This is a genomic window from Paractinoplanes rhizophilus, from assembly GCF_042664765.1.
Classification (GTDB): Bacteria; Actinomycetota; Actinomycetes; order Mycobacteriales; family Micromonosporaceae; genus Actinoplanes; species Actinoplanes rhizophilus.
The window spans coordinates 30,381-51,167 of sequence record NZ_JBHTBJ010000039.1; the positions used below are offsets into that span (position 1 = coordinate 30,381).

19 protein-coding genes are annotated in these 20,787 nt (G+C 72.0%); 11 read left to right on the forward strand and 8 right to left on the reverse strand.

Translation table 11 applies throughout. The features are described from left to right. Window positions 1-55 precede the first annotated feature (55 nt). Window positions 56-391 (forward strand): carboxymuconolactone decarboxylase family protein, encoded by a 336-nt coding sequence (locus tag ACFQS1_RS33325; RefSeq protein ID WP_378975985.1) that lies wholly within the window; start codon window positions 56-58, stop codon window positions 389-391. Window positions 392-438: 47 nt separating this feature from the next. Here ACFQS1_RS33325 and ACFQS1_RS33330 read toward each other — a convergent pair whose 3' ends face one another. From ACFQS1_RS33330 to ACFQS1_RS33355, 6 genes are all read right to left on the reverse strand, one after another. Next, window positions 439-2,058, reverse strand: coding sequence for a methyl-accepting chemotaxis protein (locus tag ACFQS1_RS33330; RefSeq protein WP_378975986.1), 1,620 nt, complete (start codon window positions 2,056-2,058; stop codon window positions 439-441). Window positions 2,059-2,080: 22 nt separating this feature from the next. Then, on the reverse strand, window positions 2,081-3,736 hold the full coding sequence (locus tag ACFQS1_RS33335) for a methyl-accepting chemotaxis protein (protein ID WP_378975987.1): 1,656 nt from the start codon (window positions 3,734-3,736) through the stop codon (window positions 2,081-2,083). Window positions 3,737-3,874: 138 nt separating this feature from the next. Beyond that, window positions 3,875-5,035 (reverse strand): AI-2E family transporter, encoded by a 1,161-nt coding sequence (locus ACFQS1_RS33340; protein WP_378975988.1) that lies wholly within the window; start codon window positions 5,033-5,035, stop codon window positions 3,875-3,877. Then, window positions 5,019-5,462, reverse strand: a complete 444-nt coding sequence (locus ACFQS1_RS33345) for a DUF7144 family membrane protein (RefSeq protein ID WP_378975989.1) — start codon at window positions 5,460-5,462, stop codon at window positions 5,019-5,021. The genes ACFQS1_RS33340 and ACFQS1_RS33345 overlap by 17 nt, the downstream gene beginning before the upstream one ends. 3 nt (window positions 5,463-5,465) lie before the next feature. Next, window positions 5,466-6,203 (reverse strand): potassium channel family protein, encoded by a 738-nt coding sequence (locus ACFQS1_RS33350; RefSeq protein WP_378975990.1) that lies wholly within the window; start codon window positions 6,201-6,203, stop codon window positions 5,466-5,468. Beyond that, on the reverse strand, window positions 6,204-6,437 hold the full coding sequence (locus ACFQS1_RS33355; RefSeq protein WP_378975991.1) for a hypothetical protein: 234 nt from the start codon (window positions 6,435-6,437) through the stop codon (window positions 6,204-6,206). Window positions 6,438-6,569: 132 nt separating this feature from the next. Between ACFQS1_RS33355 and ACFQS1_RS33360 the strand changes: the two genes are divergently transcribed. After that, entirely contained in the window at window positions 6,570-7,952 is a 1,383-nt protein-coding gene (locus ACFQS1_RS33360; RefSeq protein WP_378975992.1) for a DUF2252 domain-containing protein, read from the forward strand. 9 nt (window positions 7,953-7,961) lie between these two features. On the opposite strand, the gene ACFQS1_RS33365 is transcribed toward ACFQS1_RS33360, so the two are convergent. Together ACFQS1_RS33365 and ACFQS1_RS33370 are read right to left on the reverse strand one after the other, a co-directional pair. Then, window positions 7,962-8,159, reverse strand: a complete 198-nt coding sequence (locus tag ACFQS1_RS33365) for a hypothetical protein (RefSeq protein WP_378975993.1) — start codon at window positions 8,157-8,159, stop codon at window positions 7,962-7,964. Window positions 8,160-8,190: 31 nt separating this feature from the next. Further along, window positions 8,191-9,576 (reverse strand): hypothetical protein, encoded by a 1,386-nt coding sequence (locus ACFQS1_RS33370; RefSeq protein ID WP_378975994.1) that lies wholly within the window; start codon window positions 9,574-9,576, stop codon window positions 8,191-8,193. A gap of 145 nt (window positions 9,577-9,721) precedes the next feature. On the opposite strand from ACFQS1_RS33370, the gene ACFQS1_RS33375 reads away from it, so the two are divergent. From ACFQS1_RS33375 to ACFQS1_RS33415, 9 genes are all read left to right on the forward strand, one after another. Then, window positions 9,722-10,216, forward strand: a complete 495-nt coding sequence (locus tag ACFQS1_RS33375) for a DUF1269 domain-containing protein (protein WP_378975995.1) — start codon at window positions 9,722-9,724, stop codon at window positions 10,214-10,216. A 54-nt stretch (window positions 10,217-10,270) separates the two neighbouring features. Beyond that, window positions 10,271-12,973 carry an MGH1-like glycoside hydrolase domain-containing protein gene (locus tag ACFQS1_RS33380; RefSeq protein ID WP_378975996.1) on the forward strand — a complete coding sequence of 901 codons (2,703 nt, stop codon included), beginning with the start codon at window positions 10,271-10,273 and terminating at the stop codon, window positions 12,971-12,973. Then, window positions 12,970-14,442, forward strand: coding sequence for an alpha-amylase family protein (locus ACFQS1_RS33385; protein WP_378975997.1), 1,473 nt, complete (start codon window positions 12,970-12,972; stop codon window positions 14,440-14,442). Before ACFQS1_RS33380 ends, ACFQS1_RS33385 begins: the two co-directional genes overlap by 4 nt. Then, window positions 14,439-14,588 (forward strand): hypothetical protein, encoded by a 150-nt coding sequence (locus ACFQS1_RS33390; RefSeq protein WP_378975998.1) that lies wholly within the window; start codon window positions 14,439-14,441, stop codon window positions 14,586-14,588. Before ACFQS1_RS33385 ends, ACFQS1_RS33390 begins: the two co-directional genes overlap by 4 nt. 23 nt (window positions 14,589-14,611) lie before the next feature. Then, window positions 14,612-15,019, forward strand: coding sequence for a DUF6325 family protein (locus ACFQS1_RS33395; protein WP_378975999.1), 408 nt, complete (start codon window positions 14,612-14,614; stop codon window positions 15,017-15,019). A 13-nt stretch (window positions 15,020-15,032) separates the two neighbouring features. Next, window positions 15,033-15,473 (forward strand): DUF6325 family protein, encoded by a 441-nt coding sequence (locus tag ACFQS1_RS33400; protein WP_378976000.1) that lies wholly within the window; start codon window positions 15,033-15,035, stop codon window positions 15,471-15,473. 3 nt (window positions 15,474-15,476) lie between these two features. Continuing rightward, window positions 15,477-15,788, forward strand: a complete 312-nt coding sequence (locus ACFQS1_RS33405) for an SHOCT domain-containing protein (protein ID WP_378976001.1) — start codon at window positions 15,477-15,479, stop codon at window positions 15,786-15,788. 451 nt (window positions 15,789-16,239) lie between these two features. Continuing rightward, window positions 16,240-18,789: a winged helix-turn-helix domain-containing protein gene (locus tag ACFQS1_RS33410; RefSeq protein ID WP_378976002.1), complete on the forward strand. Its 2,550-nt coding sequence runs from the start codon at window positions 16,240-16,242 to the stop codon at window positions 18,787-18,789. A 108-nt stretch (window positions 18,790-18,897) separates the two neighbouring features. Continuing rightward, entirely contained in the window at window positions 18,898-20,784 is a 1,887-nt protein-coding gene (locus tag ACFQS1_RS33415) for a phage holin family protein (RefSeq protein WP_378976003.1), read from the forward strand. Window positions 20,785-20,787: the final 3 nt, after the last annotated feature.

Sequence of the window (20,787 nt, forward strand, 5' to 3'; positions counted from 1 at the left end):
GTACCGTCCGCGCGGGATGAAGCCGAGAGCCGGACCTGCGGGCGAAGCTGGCCGCATGACGATGACCGAGGAATTCGGCGACGCCCTGCGCGAGCTCGCGCGGGGCGGTGGGCCGGTGCTCGAGGCGCTCGCCAAGCAGTCCGAGGGCGCCCTTCAGCATGCCGGCATCGACCCGCGGACGGCGCTGCTCGTCCGTATGTCGGCGCTGGTCGCGATGGACGCGGCCGCCGCGTCCTACCTCGTCCACCTCGGTATCGCCGACCGCGGCGGGGTGCGGGCCGAGACGATCGAGGCCATGCTGGTCGAGCTCGCGCCGCTGGTCGGCAGCGCGCGCATCGTCTCGGCCGCCGGGAAGATCAATCAGGCGCTGCGGGAGCTGTCGGCTCCGTGACCCGCCCGTCCGACGAGGGCGGCCGGCACCACCGTTCCAGCGCACAGCTAGGCGTGGCTGACCTCGAACTGGTCGACGATCTCCTTGAGCTCGCGCGACATGATTTCCAGGTTCTCGGCGGTCTCCTGGGCCTCGACCACTCCGGCGGCGGTCACCTGCGCCGCCGTCGCCACCCCGGACACGCCCTCGGCGATCTCCTCGGAGCCGGTCGCCGCCTCGACGATGTTGCGGCCCATCTCGGCGGTCGTCGCGGTCTGCTGTTCCACGGCCGCGGCGATCGTCGTGGAGTGCTCGTTGACCTGGGCGATGATCTCGGTGATCCGATCAATCGCGGAGATCGCCGCGGTCGTGTCCTGCTGGATCGCCTGTACCCGGGCGCCGATGTCCTCGGTCGCCTTGGCCGTCTCCTGGGCCAGATCCTTGACCTCGGAGGCCACCACCGCGAAGCCCTTGCCCGCCTCGCCCGCCCGGGCCGCCTCTATCGTCGCGTTGAGCGCGAGCAGGTTGGTCTGCTCGGCGATCGAGGTGATCAGCTTGACCACCTCGCCGATCTCGACGCTGGAGCGGCTCAGCTGGCCGATCGTCTCGCCGGCCGCGCGGGCGCTGTCCACCCCGCTGGCCGCCACCCCGGCCGCCATCGCGGCGCTGCCGGAGATCTCGCGGATGGCCGCGTTCATCTCCTCGGTGCCCGAGGCGACCGTCTGCACGCTGCGCGACACCTCCTCGGCCGCCGACGCGACCCGGTCGGACTGCCCGGACGCGTCGTGGGCGGCCGCCGAGATCCGGGCGGCGCCCACCGTCAGCTCGTGCGAGGCGCCGGCCAGCGTACGGCTGTGCTCGTTGATCCGCCCGAACGCGGTGAGCAGCACCTCGAGCGTGCTGTTGACCGCGCGCCCCATCGCGCCCAGCTCGTCGCGGCCCTCGGCGGGCGCCTGGACGGTGAGGTTCTTGGCGGCGACCGCGCGCAGCGTCGCCACGGTTTTTCCGAGTGGCAGCGTGATGCTGCGGGTGACGACCACGGCGAGGATCGCGGCGAGGCAGAGGCTGAGCGCGCCCGCGACGAGCATCAGGGTGCGCGACGTGTCGGCGGTCGACGCGGCGTCGGCCCGGGCGGCCGCGGCCTGGGCGCCGGTGAGCTCGACCAGCTGGTCGATGGCCGTGAAGATCTTCTGCATGTCCTCGAGGGCGATCCCGGAGACGAGGTCGCCGGCCTTGGCGGCGCCGGCCGCGGTGCCGGTGCGGAAGGCCGCGATGACCTGCTCGTCGATCGCCATGAAGTCGTCGAACGCCGCCGACGCGGCGGCCACGGCGTCGTTCTCGGCCGCGGTGAGCGGCCGGCCTTCGAGCAGCGCGATGTCCTGCTTGAACGCCGCGGTGGACGCCAGGAAGTTCTTGCGCTGCCCGGCCGTGTCGGAGTCGGCGCCCTGCACCCCGCGCTGGATGTCGAAGGCGTATCCGCTCTGCCAGCCGTTGAAGTCCGCGGTCCGGAACTTCGCGGTGAGCGCATCGTGCTGCAACTGCGCCGCCGCGGCCATTTCGGCCGAGGCGCTCTTGGCCCGCTGCTGCCCCCAGAGGCCGACTCCCACCGCCACGATCAGGCAGAGGCAGACGCCGGTGAACGCCCCGGCCAGCCGGGCGCCGATCTTGATATTCCCGAACAGGCGCATACGAGATCTCCCTGCGGTTAGCTCAGACGCGGAAGCGGGCGACGACCCCGCGCAGCTCGTCGGCGACCTGGGACAGCTCGGTCACCGACTGGTCGGCCTCGGTGAGCGCGCCGGTCTGCGCCTGGACGGCCTCCGCCACCGAGTTGATGTTGCCGGCGATGGTGGCGCTGCCGGCGGCGGCGTCGCCGATGCTGCGGCTCATCTCGTTGGTGGTGGCGGTCTGCTCCTCGACCGCGGAGGCGATGGTGACCTGGTAGTCGTTGATCTCCGAGATGATCCGGGAGATCTCGCCGATGGCCTCGACCGCGCTGGTGGTGTCGGCCTGGATCGCCTCGACCCGCCGGGAGATGTCCTCGGTCGCCTTGGCGGTCTCCTGGGCGAGATCCTTCACCTCGGTGGCGACCACCGCGAAGCCCTTTCCGGCCTCGCCGGCCCGGGCCGCCTCGATGGTGGCGTTGAGCGCGAGCAGGTTGGTCTGCTCGGCGATCTGGGTGATCACCTTGACCACGTTGCCGATCTCCTCGGACGAGGTGCCGAGCTTGGCGACGGTGTCGTTGGTGGACTGGGCGACACCCACCGCGCTCGCCGCGACCTGGGCGGCGTTGTTGGCGTTCTCGGCGATCTCGCGGATCGAGGCGCCCATCTGGTCGGACCCGGCGGCGGCCGACTGCACGCTGGTGGAGACGTCGCCGGCGCCGGAGGCGACCACCCCGGCCTGCTCGGCGGCCTCGTGCGCGCCGGCCGCGAGCCGGGCGGAGACGCCGGCCAGCCGCTGGGTGCCCGCGCCCAGGGTCTCGGCGCCGTGGGTCAGCGCGGACACGGTGTCGCACAGGCCCGCACGGGCCCGGTTCACGGCGGCGGCCATGGCGCCGAGCTCGTCGCGGGAGCGGACCTCGGCGGCCACCGTGAGGTCGCCGGCGGCGACGGCGTCGAGGGCGTCGGCGACGGTGGTCAGCTGGCGGCGGATCAGGCGGATGACCACGACACAGATCAACGCGGCGAGGACGAACCCGGCGATCAGCGCGAACAGGGTGACCGTCCGGGCCCGTCCGTACGCCGCGGCGCCGTCCTCCGCCATCTTGTCGGAGAGCTGGTCCTCGAGCTGTTGCATGCGGACGACGGCCTCGGCCATCGTGCTCTCCACCTTGGTGAACTCGGGGGCGATCTGGTCGGCGGCCGGCATCGTGTACCCGGGGGCGAGCGGCTCGCCGTAGAGGACGGTGTCGCGCAGCGCCCGGTAGTGGTGGATGGCGTCGGTGAACTTCGCGAGGGCGGCCTGCCGCTCGGCCGAGCCGGCGGTGATCGTGGCGTAGCGGGCGAGGGCGGCGTCCATCGCTTCGTCGGCCGTGGCGATGGAGTCGCGGCCGCTGGCGATCGTGGCCTTGTCGCCGATGGCGAGCTGGGTGAGCACGACGCCCCGGAACATCGCGGCGAGCTCGCCACGGACGTTGGCGACCTCCTGGAGGCTGTCGACGTGCTGGGCCTTCATCTGCTTGAGGTCGGCGTTGAGCGTCGCCATCCGGTTGATCGACAGGACCGCCACGCACAGCGCCACGATCGCGACGAAGGCGGCCGCGGCGACCGCCTTGATGGTGAGGCTGCGGTCGCCGAGCAGCGCCTCGAAGACGTTGCGCTGCACCGTGATGGGCGAGGAGTCCCCCTCGGCCGGTCTGGGCATGCCGTCCCCCCGATGCGCGAATCCGCCGGACGGCTTCGACTCTAGAATCAGATTCGCGTTCGGGGAAGAAATACAATAAATACTCCTATAACTGTACGGCGTTGCGTACCATCCATGCGGGATGAAGCCGGCCGGCGATCAGTCCGGCTCGGCGGGGTCGGCCGGCTCCGTGACCCGCCCGTCCCGGCCGGCGGCGGGACCGCTGTCGGTCGCCGGCAGCGGTCCGCCGGACACCAGCGGGTTGATCCACCGGGTGGCCGGGTCGATGTCCACCAGCAGGCCCTTCGCGAGCAGGCTCAGCGGGATCGCGAGCAGCGCGCCGAGCGGGCCCAGCACCCAGCCCCAGAAGATCAGGGACAGGAACGACATGGTGGCCGAGAGCCCGACCGCGTCGCCGACGACCTTCGGCTGGATGATCGACTGGATGACGAAGTTGATCGCGCAGTAGACCACGATCACCCAGATCATCTTCTCGACGCCGCCCTGCAGCAGCCCGAGCAACGCCGGCGGGATCACGCCGATGATGAAGCCGATGTTGGGGATGTAGTTGGTGATGAACGACAGCAGGCCCCAGAGGAACGGCAGCGGGATGTCCAGCGCCCACAGCGCCAGCGTGTCGATCACCGCCACGATCAGGCCGAACACCGTGGTCACCCACAGGTAGCGGCGGGTGCCCTGGGCGAACTCGCGCAACGCGCCGACCACCTGCGGCCGCTGCGCCCCGCTGGCCGCCAGCCGCGACGGGTAGTCGACCGCGTCGACGCCCATGAACAGCAGCACCGCCAGCAGGAAGATGGTGTTGGACAGCACGCCGGCGACGCCACCGAAGATCCACTCGATGACCCCGACGATCTGGCCCGGGGTGGTGGCCTTGTCCAGCGCGGCCATCACCTGGGCCTGGTCGATGCCCAGGCTCCCCAGCGCGCTCGCCAGGTCGGCGCGCAGGTCGAGGAACTGCTGCTGGTACTGCGGGAGCAGGTCGACCAGCCGGGCCAGCGACATGGCCATGGCCACGCCCAGGCCGGCCAGCAGGAGATAGACGGCGACCACGTTGGCGATCATGGCCAGCCACAGCGGCACGCCCCGGCCGCGCATCCAGATCGCGATCGGACTGATCGTCACGGTGAGCATCAGCGCCAGGAAGACCGGGGCGAGCAGGTCGGCGGTGATGCGCATCCCGCCGACCACCACCACGAGGCAGGCGGTGCCGAGCAGCACGATCACGCCGCGCGGGAGGCCGGCGCCCGCGATGGAGTGCGCCGGCCTCACCCGCGGCGGCCGATCAGTACTGGACCTCACGGCCGTGCACCGCGAGCGCGTAGATCGCGAGCACGTCGAGGGCGATGATGATCGTGGCCCAGATCGGGTAGGCGGGCAGGAACGCCAGGTTCGCCAGGGCGCTGAGCACCGCGATCACGATGCCGGTGACCCGGGCCCAGGTCTGGCCGAGCAGGACGCCGATACCGGTGCCCACCGCGATCAGGCCGAGGATCAGGTGCACCCAGCCCCACGTGGTGAAGTCCATGGTGAGCAGCAGCCCGCTGCGGGTGACCAGGTAGTACTCGTCCTTGAAGATGGCGACGAGGCCCTCGATCGCCTGGAATCCGCCCAGCATCATCAGCATGACGCCGGCGAAGACGACGTACCCGACCCAGCCCGTCGCCTGGGGACGGCGCGGCGCGTAGGTGGAATCGGAGGCCAGCGGCCTCTGCTGTGTCTCGGACATGCCTCACTCCTCGGTGGAGGGTAAATTAGGGTCTACGTTCGTCGTTCCGGACGCCGCGGACCCCATCCCGGGCGAATGAAACGTGTCCCGCCAGCCCCGTGGCCGCCACACGTTCACGACCTTGGCCACGGCGGTGACCAGGAACAACTGCCCCAGCAGCGCCTCCAGGACACCGAGCGTGCGGCCGGGGTTGCCGGCCGGGACGAGGTCGCCGTACCCGGTCGTGGTGAGCGTGACGAAGCTGTAGAAGAGGCTGTCGGCGAGCGTCCCGTCGCCCTGGGCGCCGAAGAACGGGCCGGGCTGGAACGCGGCGATGCAGCGGTAGGCGAAGGCGAACGCCATCCCCAGCATCAGGTACGTGGCGAGCGCTCCCAGCATCAGCTCGCGGTCCACGTGCGCGCGGCGGCCGAGGTCGCCGACGATGGCCACCGGCGCCACGATGTACAGCAGGCTGCCGGCGAAGAAGGTCAGCCCGATCAGGGTGCTGCCGTGGGCGAAGAAGTTCCACGAGCCGGCGACGAGGGACAGCAGGAGCACCACGGCGGCCGGCGCGCGCAGCGAGGTGCGGGCGCGCGAGACCCGTAGCGCGTACCAGACCGTGCCGACCTGGGCGAACAGCATCAGCGAGACCGTCCAGCGGTGGTTGGCGGTCGTGCCGATCACGTACGTTCCGGCGATCAGCAGGATCAGCGGGCCGTAGCTGTCCGTCGACCAGATCGGCGTGCGCCGTCGCCTGATCATCTATTTGTCGGGCTTTCCGGGGTCCTCGGCCCCGGGCAGCCGCCTGATCTCGATGAGCCGCAGACCCAGGCCGTGCATCCGGGAGATCAGACCGAAAAGGGCGGACTGGTCGGGCAACTCCCCGTAGAGGACGGTCTCCGGCGGCTCGACCGAGATCGTCATTTCGGAAAGCTCGGCCAGAAGTTCGCTCGGGATCGTTCCGGACACCCGCACCTGGTAGTTCGTGGCGGTCATTACCGTCCCTCCCGCGGTCGGTTGGACCTTCAACACTCGACCTGTGCGTGGCTTCCGTCGTCACCCTGGGCAGATGAGGCGCGGCTGGTGGGCGTGCGTTGTGCTCAGGCCAGACGAGCTGGGAGGTGCCCCATGAGAGATCCGGGATCACGAGCCGAGGCCGGCCGGGACGCACGCAAGCGGGTGCCGGTCGAGAGTCATGCCGAGTTCGCCCCGGCGGACGACCGCCGCGACCCGGTGGCGATCCTCCAGGCCCAGGACGCCGAGCGACTCCCCGAGCTGGTGCCGATCCGGCACGGCCGGATGGGCCTGTCCCCGTTCACCTTCCTGCGCGGCTCGGCCGCGGTGATGGCGGCCGACCTGGCGGCCGGGCCGGACACCGGGCTGACCGTCCAGCTCTGCGGCGACGCGCACCTGTTGAACTTCGGCGTCTTCGGCTCGCCCGAGCGGCGACTGGTCTTCGACATCAACGACTTCGACGAGACCTGGCCGGGCCCGTTCGAGTGGGACGTCAAGCGGCTGGCGGCGAGCCTGGCCGTGGCCGGCCGGGACAACGGGTTCAAGCGCAAGGACCGCCGCGGGGTGACCCAGGCGATGGCCGAGCGCTACCAGCGCGCGATGGCGGAGTTCGCGGCGATGCGCGACCTCGACGTCTGGTACGCCAAGGCCGACATCGACGACCTCGTGGCGCTGCTCGGCGACCAGCTCGACAAGGCCCGCCGGAAGGCGCTCGACCGCGCGCGGACCAAGGCGATGACGCGGGACAGCCTGCAGGCGTACAAGAAGCTCACGACCGTCGTCGACGGGCGCCGGCGGATCGCCGCCGACCCGCCGCTGCTCGTCCCGATCGCCGACCTGATGCCCGAACTGGAGCGCCGGGACCTGGAGAGCCGGCTGCGCGAGCTGCTCGCCGGCTACCGCGACAGCCTCGCCGAGGACCGCCGGCACCTGTTCGACCAGTACGAGTTCGTCGACCTCGCCCGCAAGGTCGTGGGCGTGGGCAGCGTCGGCACCCGCTGCTGGATCGTGCTGCTCGCCGGCCGCGACGAGAACGACCCGCTGCTGCTGCAGGTCAAGGAGGCCGGCCGGTCGGTGCTGGCCACTGGCGCGGCCGGACCGGACGAGCACGAGGGCCGGCGGGTGGTGACCGGGCAGCGGCTCATGCAGGCGGTCAGCGACATCTTCCTCGGCTGGCACCGCGCCGCCGGCTTCGACGGACGCAGCCGTGACTTCTACGTGCGGCAGCTGCGCGATTGGAAGGGCGCGGCGGTGGTCGAGGAGATGAACCCCCAAGGGATGCGCGCCTACGCCGCGCTCTGCGGCTGGACCCTGGCCCGGGCGCACGCCCGCACCGGCGACCGGATCGCGATCGCCGCCTATCTGGGGCAGGACGCGGCGTTCGGCGCCGCGCTCGCGGACTTCGCCGAGCGGTACGCCGATCAGACCGAGCGCGACCACCAGGCCATGGCGGCCGCGGTGCGCGACGGCCGGGTCCGGGCCGAGACCGGGATCTAGATCGGGGATCTAGCTCCTCGAGTCGAGGTAGACGAGCTCCACCCCGGACTGGTCGAGGCGGTCCAGCAGCCGGTGGAGCTCGTCCACCGACAGCTTCCCGCGGATCGTGCTCTGGCGGGGGAGGGCCTCGCATGTCATGCCGTGGAACCGGCTGCGCAGCAGCGGGCCGATCAGGCCGTGGACGCGGATCTCGTACCGTGTGTTCATGGGCGCGAACCCCACTCTGTCTCGACGTGTCTCACAACGGTGCCGGTTCGGCGGGTGACGGCGGCACCGGCTCCGGCACTTCGCCGGGGGCCGGCTCGGTGCGTCCGATGAGCGTCACCGCCACCTCGTAGGCGGCCACCACGACCGCGATGATCAGCAGCGATGTCCAGGAGGTGAGGATGAGCGCCAGGATGCCGCCGACCACCAGTCCGCCGACCCGCAGGACGTCGCGATGCGCCGCGGTCCAGCCCGGCGCGTTGGCGCCCAGCCAGCGCCCGCCGCGTGCCGTCGCCTGCCCGCCGGCCACCGCGCCGCGCCGCACCTGGCCTCGCAGCCAGACCGCCCCCCGCCCCGGCCCGAACAGGTAGCAGACCACGGCCAGGATCGCGCCGATCCAGATCAGCTGGGTGCCGCGCGTGCGTAGCAGGCTGAAGACGCTGGTCACCGCGGCCGCCACGCCGTCGCGGTAGACGCCCTCCGGCACCTGCGCGAGCAGCTGATCACGGACCCCGCGCAAGACCGCGCTGACCACGACCGCGGCCACCACCAGCCAGAGCCCCAGCTGCACGAGCGTCCGCCGCCGCCACGGCGAGATCACCAGCGCGAGCAGCAGCAGCACGACCGTGCCGACCACGAACAGCACGAGATAGCGCTTCGCGGCGGCCACCGACTGCTGTACGGCGTTGAGCTGCCCGTTGTCGTACACGGTGAATTGGGCGAAATTCGCCGGCAGCGTGACGCCCAGCGCGTCCTGCACCCGGACCCTCAGGTTCTCGGGTATCTCGCCGCTGCTGAGGTCGGGAAGCGTAATTGTCTTGCCGAAGAGCGTCGGTAGCTGGGCGCTCAGGTCGCGCAGCACCTGGTTGATCAGCGGGAGCAGGTCGATCTGCACGCTCTGCTCGGTGGTGGACACCAGCTCGCTCTCGTTGTTCACGATCGCCATCACGCGGTCGTGCACGCGCCGGTTGAGCTCGACCCAGATCTTGTTGAACTGGTCGCTGCGCATGACGTTGTCGACGGTGTTGCGGATCTGGGTGCGCAGCTGGCCGGTGATCGGGCCGGCCACGAAGGCGGCCTGGGCGGGCAGCACGCTCTCGATCCGCTGCTGGACGTCGATCGCCTCGAACAGCTGGGTGGTGGAGTACTCGGCGACGGCCGCGGCGATCCTGGGGTCCTTCGGGAGCGGCGCGACCGTGGAGACCCAGCGGTCGGTGCTCAGCACCGTCGTCGCGGCCCACAGACCGACGACGCTGGCCACCAGGGCGAACGCCGTGATCATGATGAACACCGCGGCGGCGACCCGGCGCAGGGCCAGCAACGCGAACTGCCGGCGCCGGCGGTTCTCGAGGCGGGAATGGAGGGACGCGACCTCTTCGCGAAGACGCGCGACCTCGTCCGTTTCCATCTGCTGCGTCATGCTTCGACGCTCGCCTCGTCGTCGCGAACACGCGTCATCCAAGGCGAATGAACGCCCCAGTTTCATTCCCCCGTGATGAGGAGGCGACCCCCGGGGCTGTGGCTGACTGGCACCGGCACCGACCGACGGAGAAAGGGCCAAAACCATGTCAACTCTGGTCGCCATCGGGTATCCCGACGAGACCACGGCGACCGCCGCCGGCCTGGAGGCCGAGCGGCTCGCCAAGGACCTCATCATCCAGCCCGACGCCATCGCGGTCATCCGGCGCGACGTCGAGGGCAAGTACCACGTGACCACCAACCACCACGCGGTGGGCGGCGGCGCCACCTGGGGCATGTTCTGGGGCCTGCTGTTCGGCCTGCTGTTCTTCATCCCGGTGATCGGCATGGCGGTGGGTGCGGGTCTCGGCGCTCTGATGGGCAAGTTCACCAAGGGCGCGATCAACAAGGAATTCCAGGAGCAGGTCCGCGACCTCGTGCAGCCCGGCACGTCCGCGCTGTTCCTGATCGTCGAGGCGGTCACCCCGGACAAGGCCGTCGACGCCCTCAAGCAGTTCGGCGGCACCGTGCTCAAGTCCTCGCTGTCCAAGGACGCCGAGCAGCAGCTCCAGGAGGCGCTGCACGGCACCGGCGAGGCCTGACGGTTCCGCGTTCCGGCGCCACCCGGGTGGCGCCGGAACGAAGGGGGGCGAGAGATGACCAGCGCCGAGCAGCAGCGCCTCACCGACGCCGACGAAGGCGGCGTGCTCTGGCGGAAGTGGGGTCCCTACCTCAGCGAACGGCAGTGGGGCTCGGTCCGCGAGGATTACAGCCCGGGCGGGGACGCGTGGAACCACCTCACCCACGACCAGGCGCGCTCGCGGGCGTACCGGTGGGGTGAGGACGGCATCGCCGGGCTCAGCGACGACCGGCAGCTGCTCTGCCTGGCCCTGGCGATGTGGAACGGCCGCGACCCGATCCTCAAGGAGCGCTTCTTCGGGGTGACCAACGCCGAGGGCAATCACGGCGAGGACGTGAAGGAGTACTACTTCTACCTCGACGGGACGCCCACCCACTCGTACCAGAAAATGCTCTACAAATATCCGCAGCGGGAGTTTCCGTACCACGACCTGGTGGCGACGAACGGCGCGCGGGGCCGCGAGCAGTTCGAGTACGAGCTGCTCGACACCGGCGTGTTCGAGGGCGACCGCTACTTCGACGTCGAGGTGGAGCACGCGAAGGCCGGTCCCGAGGACATCCTGGTGCGGATCACCGTGCACAACCGTGGCCCGGCGCCGGCGGTCATCCGGCTGCTGCCCACCCTGTGGTTCCGCAACACCTGGACGGGTACGGCCGGCGAGCGGCCCAGCATGTTCCAGATGCCCGGCGTCACCGGCGCCGCCGTGGCCGAGGCCCGCCACCCCGAGCTGGGCCGGCGCTGGCTGCTGGTGCAGGGCGAGCACCCGCTGCTGTTCACCGAGAACGAGAGCAACGACGAGCGCTTCGGCGGCGGCCCCAACGCCGCGCCGTTCGTCAAGGACGCGATCGACCGGTTCGTGGTGCGGGGCGAGAAGGAGGCGGTCAACCCCGCGCTGACCGGCACCAAGCTCGCCGCCGACATCGCCCTGGAGATCCCGGCCGGGGACCGCGCCGTCGTGCGGCTGCGGCTCACCGAGGAGCCGGTCGTGCCCGGGGCGGTCCGCGAGCGGCTCGGCCCGGCCTTCGAGGAGACCGTGGAGCAGCGCCGGCGCGAGGCCGACGAGTTCTACGCGGAGCGGCTCGCCGCCGGCCTGTCGGCCGACGAGCGCCGCATGGTGCGGCAGGCGATGGCCGGCATGCTGTGGAGCAAGCAATATTTCGGGTACGACGTGGAGGCGTGGCTCGCCCAGCACGGCCGCGACCCGCTCGACGCCGGCGACATCCGCAACGGCCGGTGGTACCACCTGATCGCGCACGACGTGATCTCGATGCCCGACGCCTGGGAGTATCCCTGGTTCGCGGCGTGGGACCTGGCCTTTCACACGGTCGCGTTCAGCCTGATCGATCTGACCTTCGCCAAGCGCCAGCTCGACCTGCTGCTCAGCCGCCGGTATCTGCACCCCAACGGCCAGATCCCGGCGTACGAGTGGAACTTCGGCGACGTGAACCCGCCGGTGCACGCCTGGGCCACCTATCTGGTCCACGAGCTGGACAAGGCGCGCCACGGCCACGGCGACCGGGACTGGCTGGCCACCGCGTTCCACAAGCTGGCCAGGAACTTCACCTGGTGGGTCAACCGCAAGGACGCCGACGGCAACAACGTCTTCCAGGGTGGCTTTCTCGGGCTGGACAACATCGGGGTGTTCGACCGCAGCGCGCCGCTGCCCACCGGCGGCCACCTGGACCAGGCCGACGGCACCGCGTGGATGGCGCTGTACTGCCAGAACATGCTGCAGATCGCGCTCGAGCTGGCCCGCGACGACCCCGGCTACGTCGAGCAGGCGCAGACCTACCTCGAGCATTTCGCCTGGATCGCGGCGGCGGTCAACCACCCCGGCCGGGCGTCGATGTGGGACGAGGACGACGGCTTCTTCTACGACCTGCTGCGGCTGCCGGACGGGACCGCGACCCGGTTGAAGGTGCGATCGATGGTCGGCCTGCTGCCGCTGGCCGCCGCGACCGTGTTCGACGCGTCCGTGGTCGCCCGGCACCCGGAGATCATCGACGAGGGCAACAGCTTCCTCGCGGCCCACCCGAGCGTGTCGGCCGCGGTGCCGGGCGGGTACGCCGGCCGGCACGGCACCCATCTGCTCGCGTTGTTCGACGAGACGCGGCTGCGGCGGATCCTGGCCCGGCTGCTCGACGAGAACGAGTTCCTCAGCCCGTACGGGATCAGGTCGTTGTCGAAGTTTCACGACGCCCACCCGTTCGAGTTCGACGTGGGCGGCGCCCGCTATCGAGTGGCCTACACGCCGGCCGAATCGGACAGCGGCATGTTCGGCGGCAACTCCAACTGGCGCGGGCCGATCTGGTTCCCGGTGAACGCCCTGATGATCCGCGCGCTGCTCAACCTCTACGGCGGCTACGGCGACGACTTCACCGTGGAGTGCCCGACCGGCTCGGGTGTGCGGCTGACCCTCTTCGAGGTGGCCCGGGAGATCTCGCACCGGCTCACCCGGATCTTCCTGCCCGGCCCGGACGGGCGCCGGCCCTGCCACGGCGGCCAGGACATCTTCGCGAGCGAGCACTGGCGTGACCTGATCACGTTCTCCGAGTACTTCCACGGCGACAACGGCGCCGGCCTGGGCGCCGCGCACCAGACCGGCTGGACCGGGCTGGCCGCCGTCTTCCCGGTCCTGTTCGCCCGGGTCACCGGACCGCAGCTGCTGGAGCACGGCATGACCGGCATCTTCACGGCGTTCGAGGAGGGGGCGTCATGACGACCGGATGGCCCGCCGCGCCCGTGGTGTACGAGATCGACACCTGGCCCTGGCTGACCGGCGTGGCCGAGCGGCTGAGCCGTCCGGTCACCCTCGCCGACGTGCCGGACGAGGTGTGGGACGCGACCCTCCCGCCGGGCATCGACGCGGTGTGGCTCATGGGCGTTTGGGAGCGCAGCCCGGCCGGCCTGGTCGTCGCCCGCGCCGACGAGGAGCTGCAGCGCTCCTTCCACGAGGCGCTGCCCGGCATGCGACCGGCCGACCTGGCCGGGTCGCCGTACTGCGTGCGCCGCTACCGGGCCGACGACCACCTCGGCGGCCCGGCGGCGCTGGCCACCGCCCGGGCCGCGCTGGCCCGGCGCGGGCTGCGACTCGTGCTCGACTACGTGCCCAACCACGTCGCGCCGGACCATCCCGCCGTCGCGGCCGAGCCGTCCTGGTTCATCCAGGGCGACGAGGCCGACGAGAACAAGGAGCCGGCCGCCTGGTTCCGGGCCGCCGGGCGGATCCTGGCGCACGGCCGGGACCCCTACTTCCCGCCGTGGCCGGACGTGGCCCAGCTGAACGCCTTCAGCCCTGGGCTGCGCGACGCCACCGCGCGGGCGCTCGCCGACATCGCCGCGCAGTGCGACGGGCTGCGGTGCGACATGGCCATGCTGCTCACCAACGACGTGTTCGCCCGCACCTGGGGAGCGCACGCCGGGCCGCGCCCGGCCGAGGAGTTCTGGCCCGCCGTCATCGCGCGCCTGCGGCGGAGCCGGCCCGATGTGGTGCTGATCGCCGAGGCCTACTGGGACATGGAGTGGACCCTGCAGCAGCAGGGCTTCGACTTCTGCTACGACAAGCGGCTCTACGACCGGCTGGCGCACGACGACGCCGCGGCGGTGCGCGGCCACCTCACCGCCGGCCGGGACTATCAGGACCACCTGATCCGGTTCATCGAGAACCACGACGAGCCGCGGGCCGCGGCGGCGCTGCCCGGCGGCCGGGACCGGGCCGCCGCGGTGGCGATCGCGACGCTGCCCGGCGCCACGCTCTGGCACGACGGCGAGTTCGAGGGGCGGCGCACGCGCCTGCCCGTCTTCCTCGGCCGTTTCCCGGACGAGCCGGTCGACGAGGACCTGCGCGCCTTCCACCACCGGCTGCTCGCGGTGGTGGCCGGGATGCGCCGCGGCGAGTGGACCATGCTGGACAGCGAGGGCTGGCCGGACAACCCCACGCACGCCGACGTGATCGCGTGGGCGTGGCACGACGATGTGCCGCACCACGTGATCGCGATCAATCTGTCCGGCCACCCGTCCCAGGCCCGCATCGCGATGCCCTGGCCGGCCCTCGCCGGCCGGCGATGCCGGCTGCTCGACCTGCTCGACAACCGCACCTTCGACCGCGAGGGCGACGCGCTGATCGCCGATGGCCTCTACGTCGAGCTGCCGCCCTGGGGACAGCACCTGCTGGCGGTCACGACATGACCAGGACCGCGGCGGCCGCGGCCCGGACCATGGTGCTGCCGCTCGGCCGGCTCGCGGCGATCTCGTTGCTGGGCCTGCTGGCCGCGGCGTTCCTCCCGATCGAGCGGCCGCCCGTCTCATCCGCAACGGGTGAGGCGGCGCGATGAGCGCCGGGCGCATGCTGACGGTCATGGCATTGGGTCCGCTGGAACTCATCGTCCTGTCCTTCCCCATGGCCCGGCTCAACGACGGCGTCCGCACGACTCTCGACCGGCTGCACGGCGCCCCCGGGGTCCGGGTGGTCGACGTGCTGGTGGTCCGCACCGACGCCGCCGGCGGCGCCTGCGGCGTGGAGCTCAGCGAGCTCCCCGGGCTGGCCGGCGATCCGCTGGACCTCGCGCGGATGGCCACGGGACTGATCACCGAGACCGACATCGACGAGGTAGGCGAGCTCGTCGACGAACGGACCGATGCGCTCGCCGTCCTCGTCGAGCACCTGTGGGTGAACGACCTAGCCAGCGAGGTGGCGTCGACCGACGGCACCGTCCTCGCGCTCATGCACATCCCGAACGCCCTGGCGGCGGTCGGCGGCCCGTGAAGGGAAGGAAGCCATGATGGACGATCTGCAGGAGATGGGTCCGGTCGACTATCTCTGCCTCGAGTTTCCCCCCGGCAGCCAGCCCGGCCAGGGCCTGCCGCACATCGTGAGCCTGGTGGATCGGGGCATCATCCGGGTCCTCGACCTGAGGTTCCTCCGCAAGAACGCGGACGGCACGGTGAACGAGCTCGTCGGCGAGCAGCTGGACACCGGGCTCGCGCTGTTCCAGGGCGCCGCGTCCGGGATGATCGGCGGCGACGACCTGGAGGAGGCCGCCGCGGTGCTGGAGCCGGGCAGCGCGGCCGCCCTGATCGTGTACGAGAACGTCTGGGCGGCCCCGTTCGCGGTGGCCGTCCGCCGGGCCGGCGGCCGCGTGATCGCGGGCGGCCGGATCCCGGTCCAGTCCCTGCTCGCGGCGCTGGACGCCACCGAGTCCGAGTTCGTGAGGAGCTGAGTGATGGGTCTTCTTCGTGGCATGGCGCGGACCGCGGTGGTGGCGGGAACGGCCACCGCGGTGTCCAACCGGGTGTCCCGCCGGCAGGCCGGACGCTGGCAACGGCAGGCGGATCAGGAAGAGGCGAACGCCTACTACGAGCAGGCGCACCAGCAACAGCAGGCCCCGCCCCCGCCGGCTCCGGCCGCGGCGCCGGCCGGCGACGACATGCAGGCGAAACTGGACGCGCTCAAGCAGCTCGGCGACCTCAAGGCCCAGGGCGTGCTGACCGAGCAGGAGTTCCAGCAGCAGAAGGCCAGGATCCTGGGATCTTGATCCGGGGGTGAGAACGTCGGCCGCCGGTGACAGCGTCACCGGCGGCCGGCGCATGTCCATCCGGACAGCGGGCCTGGCGGCCCGAGCCGCCCGGTGGGCCGGATGGGTCAACCTCGGCCGTGGAACGAGATCATCCAGGGCGCTGTGTTGCGTTTGCGCTGCGTTCTGTGTTGGGGTGTGGGCGGGGACGCATGACAAGTACGACGACGGTCACTCTCTGTAGTTCGTGAGCCAAGGGGCTTCCCACAACGGACCTTGGTGCATCGGCGGCACGAAACGCGGAGCGTGAATGTTCGCCGTCGCCCGGGCGCCGCGAGGACCCGGGCCGCATGTCCGGAGCCGCCGGGGGTTCGACCGCGGGGGTGGTTGGCACGTGAGGGAGTCCGGAAGGATCACAACACAAACCGAGTGGGCCGCCGGCCGGCTGGGGCGCCCGGCGGTCCGACAGCCCTTGGTCCAGCGCCGCCGCCTGGCGGAGATGCTCGACGCCGGGGTGCGCGGGCCGGTGACGCTGGTCTGTGCCGGACCGGGCTGGGGCAAGAGCACGCTGGTCGCCGCATGGGCGGAGCAGCGGGTGACCTCCGGGCCGATCGCGTGGCTGGCCCTCGGGCCACAGCACAACGATCCGCGGGCGTTCTGGCCCGACGTCGTGATGGCGTTGCGCATCGCGGGCGCCCTGCCCGCCGGCAACGATCCGGAACGCCGGGACCTCGATGCCCGGTCCGCCCGCGCGCGGGTGCTCGCCGCCCTCGACGCGCTGCCGACGCCGGTCGTGCTGGTTCTCGACGACTTCCACGAGCTCGACGACGCCCGGGTCATCGGCGGCCTCACCGATCTGCTGCACGACCCGCCGCCGGCGTTGCGGCTGGTGCTGGTGTCCCGCGGCGAGCCGGCCCTGCCGCTGCACCGGATCCGGGCCGGCGGCGACCTCACCGAGATCCGCGCCCGGCACCTGGCGTTCCTCGCGCCCGAGGCCGCCGAGCTGCCGGCCGTGCACCGCCGGCGCCCGCCGGCGGCCGAACTGGCCGGCCTGCTGGAGCGCACCGAGGGCTGGGTGGCCGGGCTGCAGCTGATGGCCGACGGGCCGGCCGAGCACGGCGCGCTCGGCAACGGCGAGGTCCGGGCGGTCTCCGACTATCTGCTGCGCGAGGTCGTCGCGAGGCTGCCGGCCAAGACCCGGCAGTTCATGATCCGCACCAGCGTGCCCGACGAGGTCTGCGGCCCGCTCGCCGACGCGCTCACCGGCGAGTCGCACGGCCGGCGCATCCTGGAGCACCTGGAGAGCCGCAACGTCTTCCTGACCCGGGTCGACGACCGGCCGGGCTGGTTCCGCTATCACCCGCTGCTGCGCGACGCGCTGCGGCACCAGATCGAGCTGGACCTGCCCGGCGCCGAGGCCGAGCTGCACCTGCTCGCGGCGCAGTGGTTCGCCGCCCGGCAGCAGATTTCCGAGGCGCTCCGGCACGCGGCCGATTCGGGCGACTGGGCGTACCTGGGCCGGCTGACCGTCCAGCGAGCCATGGTGCAGGTGCTCTCCGGTGAGCAGCGGTCGCTCGCCGCGATCCTGGTGCGGATCCCGGCCGAGCAGCACGGCGCGACGGTCGAGCTGGCGCTCTGCGGCGCCGCCGTGCGCTACATCAGCGGCGACCGGGCCGGCACCGCCGGTCTGCTGCGGCTGGCCCGCTCGCTCGCGCGGCGGCAGAGCGGCCTGGCCACCTCGACCGACATGACGCTGCGCCTGATGGAGGCCGGCGTCCTGCACTGGCGGGTCGGCGACATGCCGGGGCTGGTCGAGAAGTCCACCGAGACGCTGAAGCTGCTCACCGCCTACCGCCTCGACGAGTTGCCGTCGCTGCTGCACTACCGGGCGGTCGCGCTCAACGAGAAGGGCGCCGGGCTGCTCTGGACGGACAATCCCGACCACGCCGACCGCTACCTCTGGGCGGCCGCCATCGCGGCGCGCGGCGTCGGCTCCACGCTCACCGAGGTCAACGCGCTGTCCCACCTGGCCCTGCTGGCCTTGATGCAGGGCTCGGTACGCGAGGCGTCCGAGCTCGTGACCTCGGCGCTCGACCTCGCCCGGCGCCACGGCTTCGACGGCGCCGCCCAGGTCGCGATCGCGTACCTCGCGTGGGCGCTGATCGAGGTCGGCCGTGACCGGGCGCCGGAGGCGCAGGAGGCGCTGCGGGTGGCGCTGCACGCCGGCGGCGAGGAGCCGGCCGCCGCGCCGGCCCTGCTCGCCGTGCTGGTTCGCGCGCACATGCTGCTGTCCGCGGGCGAGGCGGCCGCCGCCCGGGCGCTGCTGCGGCAGGCCCGTGCGGACGCCCCGGCGACCCTGGTGGCGCCGGTGCTCGACCGCTGGCTGCGGCTCGCCGAGTCGGAGGCCGACCTGCTCCTCGGCGGCGCCCGCGAGGTGGTGGCCCGCTACGACCCGGAACTGCCGCGCGGCATCCTCAGCCCGCACGAGCTGGTCTGCCTGGCCCGGGCGTTGCTGGCGGTGGGTGAGCACGACGCGGCCGAGCGGCTGCTGGCCCGGGTGCGGCAGGGCGCCGACCACGTCGCCGCGGTCACCGCCTGGATCGCCACGGCGTTCGCCGCCGACGCCGAGGGGCACGGCAACCGGTCGATCGACGCGATCTCCCGGGCGGTGGCCATCGCCGAGCGGGAGGGATTCCGGGCGGTGTTCCGGTCGTTCGACCAGCGCCGCCTCGCCGTGCTGCTCGACCGGCGCCGCTGGGTCGAGGAGCACACGGCGAGCGCGGCGGTGATGCCGCCGAGGCCGCCCGGCGACGACGCCCCGCCGCCGTCCGACGTGCTCAGCGAGCGGGAGCGCGACGTGCTGCGCTATCTGCCCACGGTCCTCACGGCCGGGGAGATCGCCGGGAACCTGAACATCTCGATCAACACGGTGAAGGCGCACATGCGCTCGATCTACCGCAAGCTCGGTGCGGCCCGGCGGCGTGAGGCCGTGGTCCGGGCACGCCAGCTGGGCTTGCTCTGATGGGCCTGCTCTGAAGCATCCCTCCGGGATGAAGACCGTTGCTCGCGTACGGCGTTGGCTGTGGTCATGTCCGAGACCTTCGCCATCGGGCGCGCGCCCGCCTAGCCGATGCGCGCCGCCGGGATTCTGCTCGTCGGCTGGGCGGCGCTGGGCCTCACCGTCCTTGTGCTGCCCGGCCTCACCGCCGACAACGGGTGGTCAGTGCTGTTCGCCGCGCTCCTGCTGGGACTGTTCGGCGTGGTCCTGCGGCCGGCGCTCGCCGGGCTGATGGCGACGATCGGCTGGATCGGCGTGCTGGCCGGCTGGCTGCTCGCCCAGGCCGCGCTGGTCTACCTCGCGCTCGCGATCACCCCGGGCGTCCACGTCGACGGTTTCTGGACCGCCTTCTGGGCCTCGTGGATCTACTCGATCCTGATCAGCATCGTGCTCTGGGTGGTCACCGCCGGGCGCACCGAGGCAGTCACCCGGCATCTGCTCTGGGTCAACCGGCGCTTCCGCGGGAAGGTGCCCGAGACCGGCGTGCCGGGCGTGGTCTTCGTGCAGATCGACGGGCTGTCGGCGCCGCTCGCGCGCTGGGCCCTCGACACCGGCAACCTGCCGACGCTGGGGCGGTGGTTGCGGTCGGGGAGTCATTCGCTGACCGAGTGGCACGCGCGGCTGCCGGCGACGACGCCGGCCAGCCAGGCGGGACTTCTGCACGGCGCGAGCGATCAGGTTCCGGCGTTCCGGTGGTACGAGAAGGAGAGCGGCCGCCTGATCGTCACGAACCAGCCCGCCGACGCCGCGGTGGTCGAGACCCGGCTCAGCGACGGCAACGGGCTGCTGGCCGCCGGCGGGGTCAGCGTCAGCAACGTGTTCTCCGGGGACGCCCCGGTCAGCCTGCTCACGATGAGCACGGCACGCGCCGGCCGCGGCCCGGATCGGTATGTGAGCGCCTACCTGCTCGATCCGTTCGGGCTCACCCGGTCGATGGTGCTGACCGTCGGCGAGATCGTGAAGGAGCTGCACCAGGCCCGCCGGCAGCGGCTGCGCCGGGTCGAGCCGCGGATCAGGCGGGAGCCGTCGTACGTGCTGCTGCGCGGGGTCACCAACGTGCTGCTGCGCCACCTCAACCTGACGATCCTCGCCGAGCACCTGATGCGCGGGACGCCCGCGATCTACTGCGACTTCGTCGACTACGACGAGATCGCCCACCACGCCGGCCCGGCCCGGCCCGAGGCGCTCGCCGCCCTGGAGGGCATCGACGGGGTCCTCGCCAACCTCGAAGAGGTCGCGGCGGCCGCGCCCCGGCCGTACCACTTCGTGGTGGTGTCGGACCACGGCCAGAGCCAGGGCGCCACCTTCCGGCAGCGCTACGGCGCCGGACTGGAGGATCTCGTGCGCGGCGACGTCGCCCTGGCCACCGACGACGAGCAGGAGGGACGGGCGGCGACGCTGAAGGCCAGCCTCCTGCCGTCATCGGGCGCCGACGCCCCGCGCCCGGTCGCCGACGAGCCCGAGTTCGTGGTGGTCGCCTCCGGGAACCTCGGGCTGGTGTACCTCGCCCGGCAGCCGGGGCGGCTGTCCCTCGAAGAGATCGAGAAGCACGCGCCGGGGCTGGTCGACCGGCTCGCCGGGCACCCCGGCATCGGGTGGGTCATGGTGCGGACGGAGGACGGCCCGCTGGTGCTCGGCGGCGCCGGCCGGCGGTTGCTCCGCGACGACACGGTGACCGGCACGGATCCGCTCGACGGCTTCGGCCCGTACGCCGCCGGCGACCTGCGCCGGCACGATCGGCTCAGCCACGCGCCCGACATCCTGGTGAACAGCCTGCACGACCCGGCGACCGGCGAGGTGGCCGCGTTCGAGGAGCTGGTCGGCTGCCACGGCGGGCTCGGCGGCTGGCAGAACCGCCCGCTGCTGATCCACCCCTCGTCGCTGACGGTCGATCGCCGGCTGGACAGTGCCGACGACGTACACAAGCTCTTGAAGTCCTGGTTGAAGTCCTTGCATTGAGGA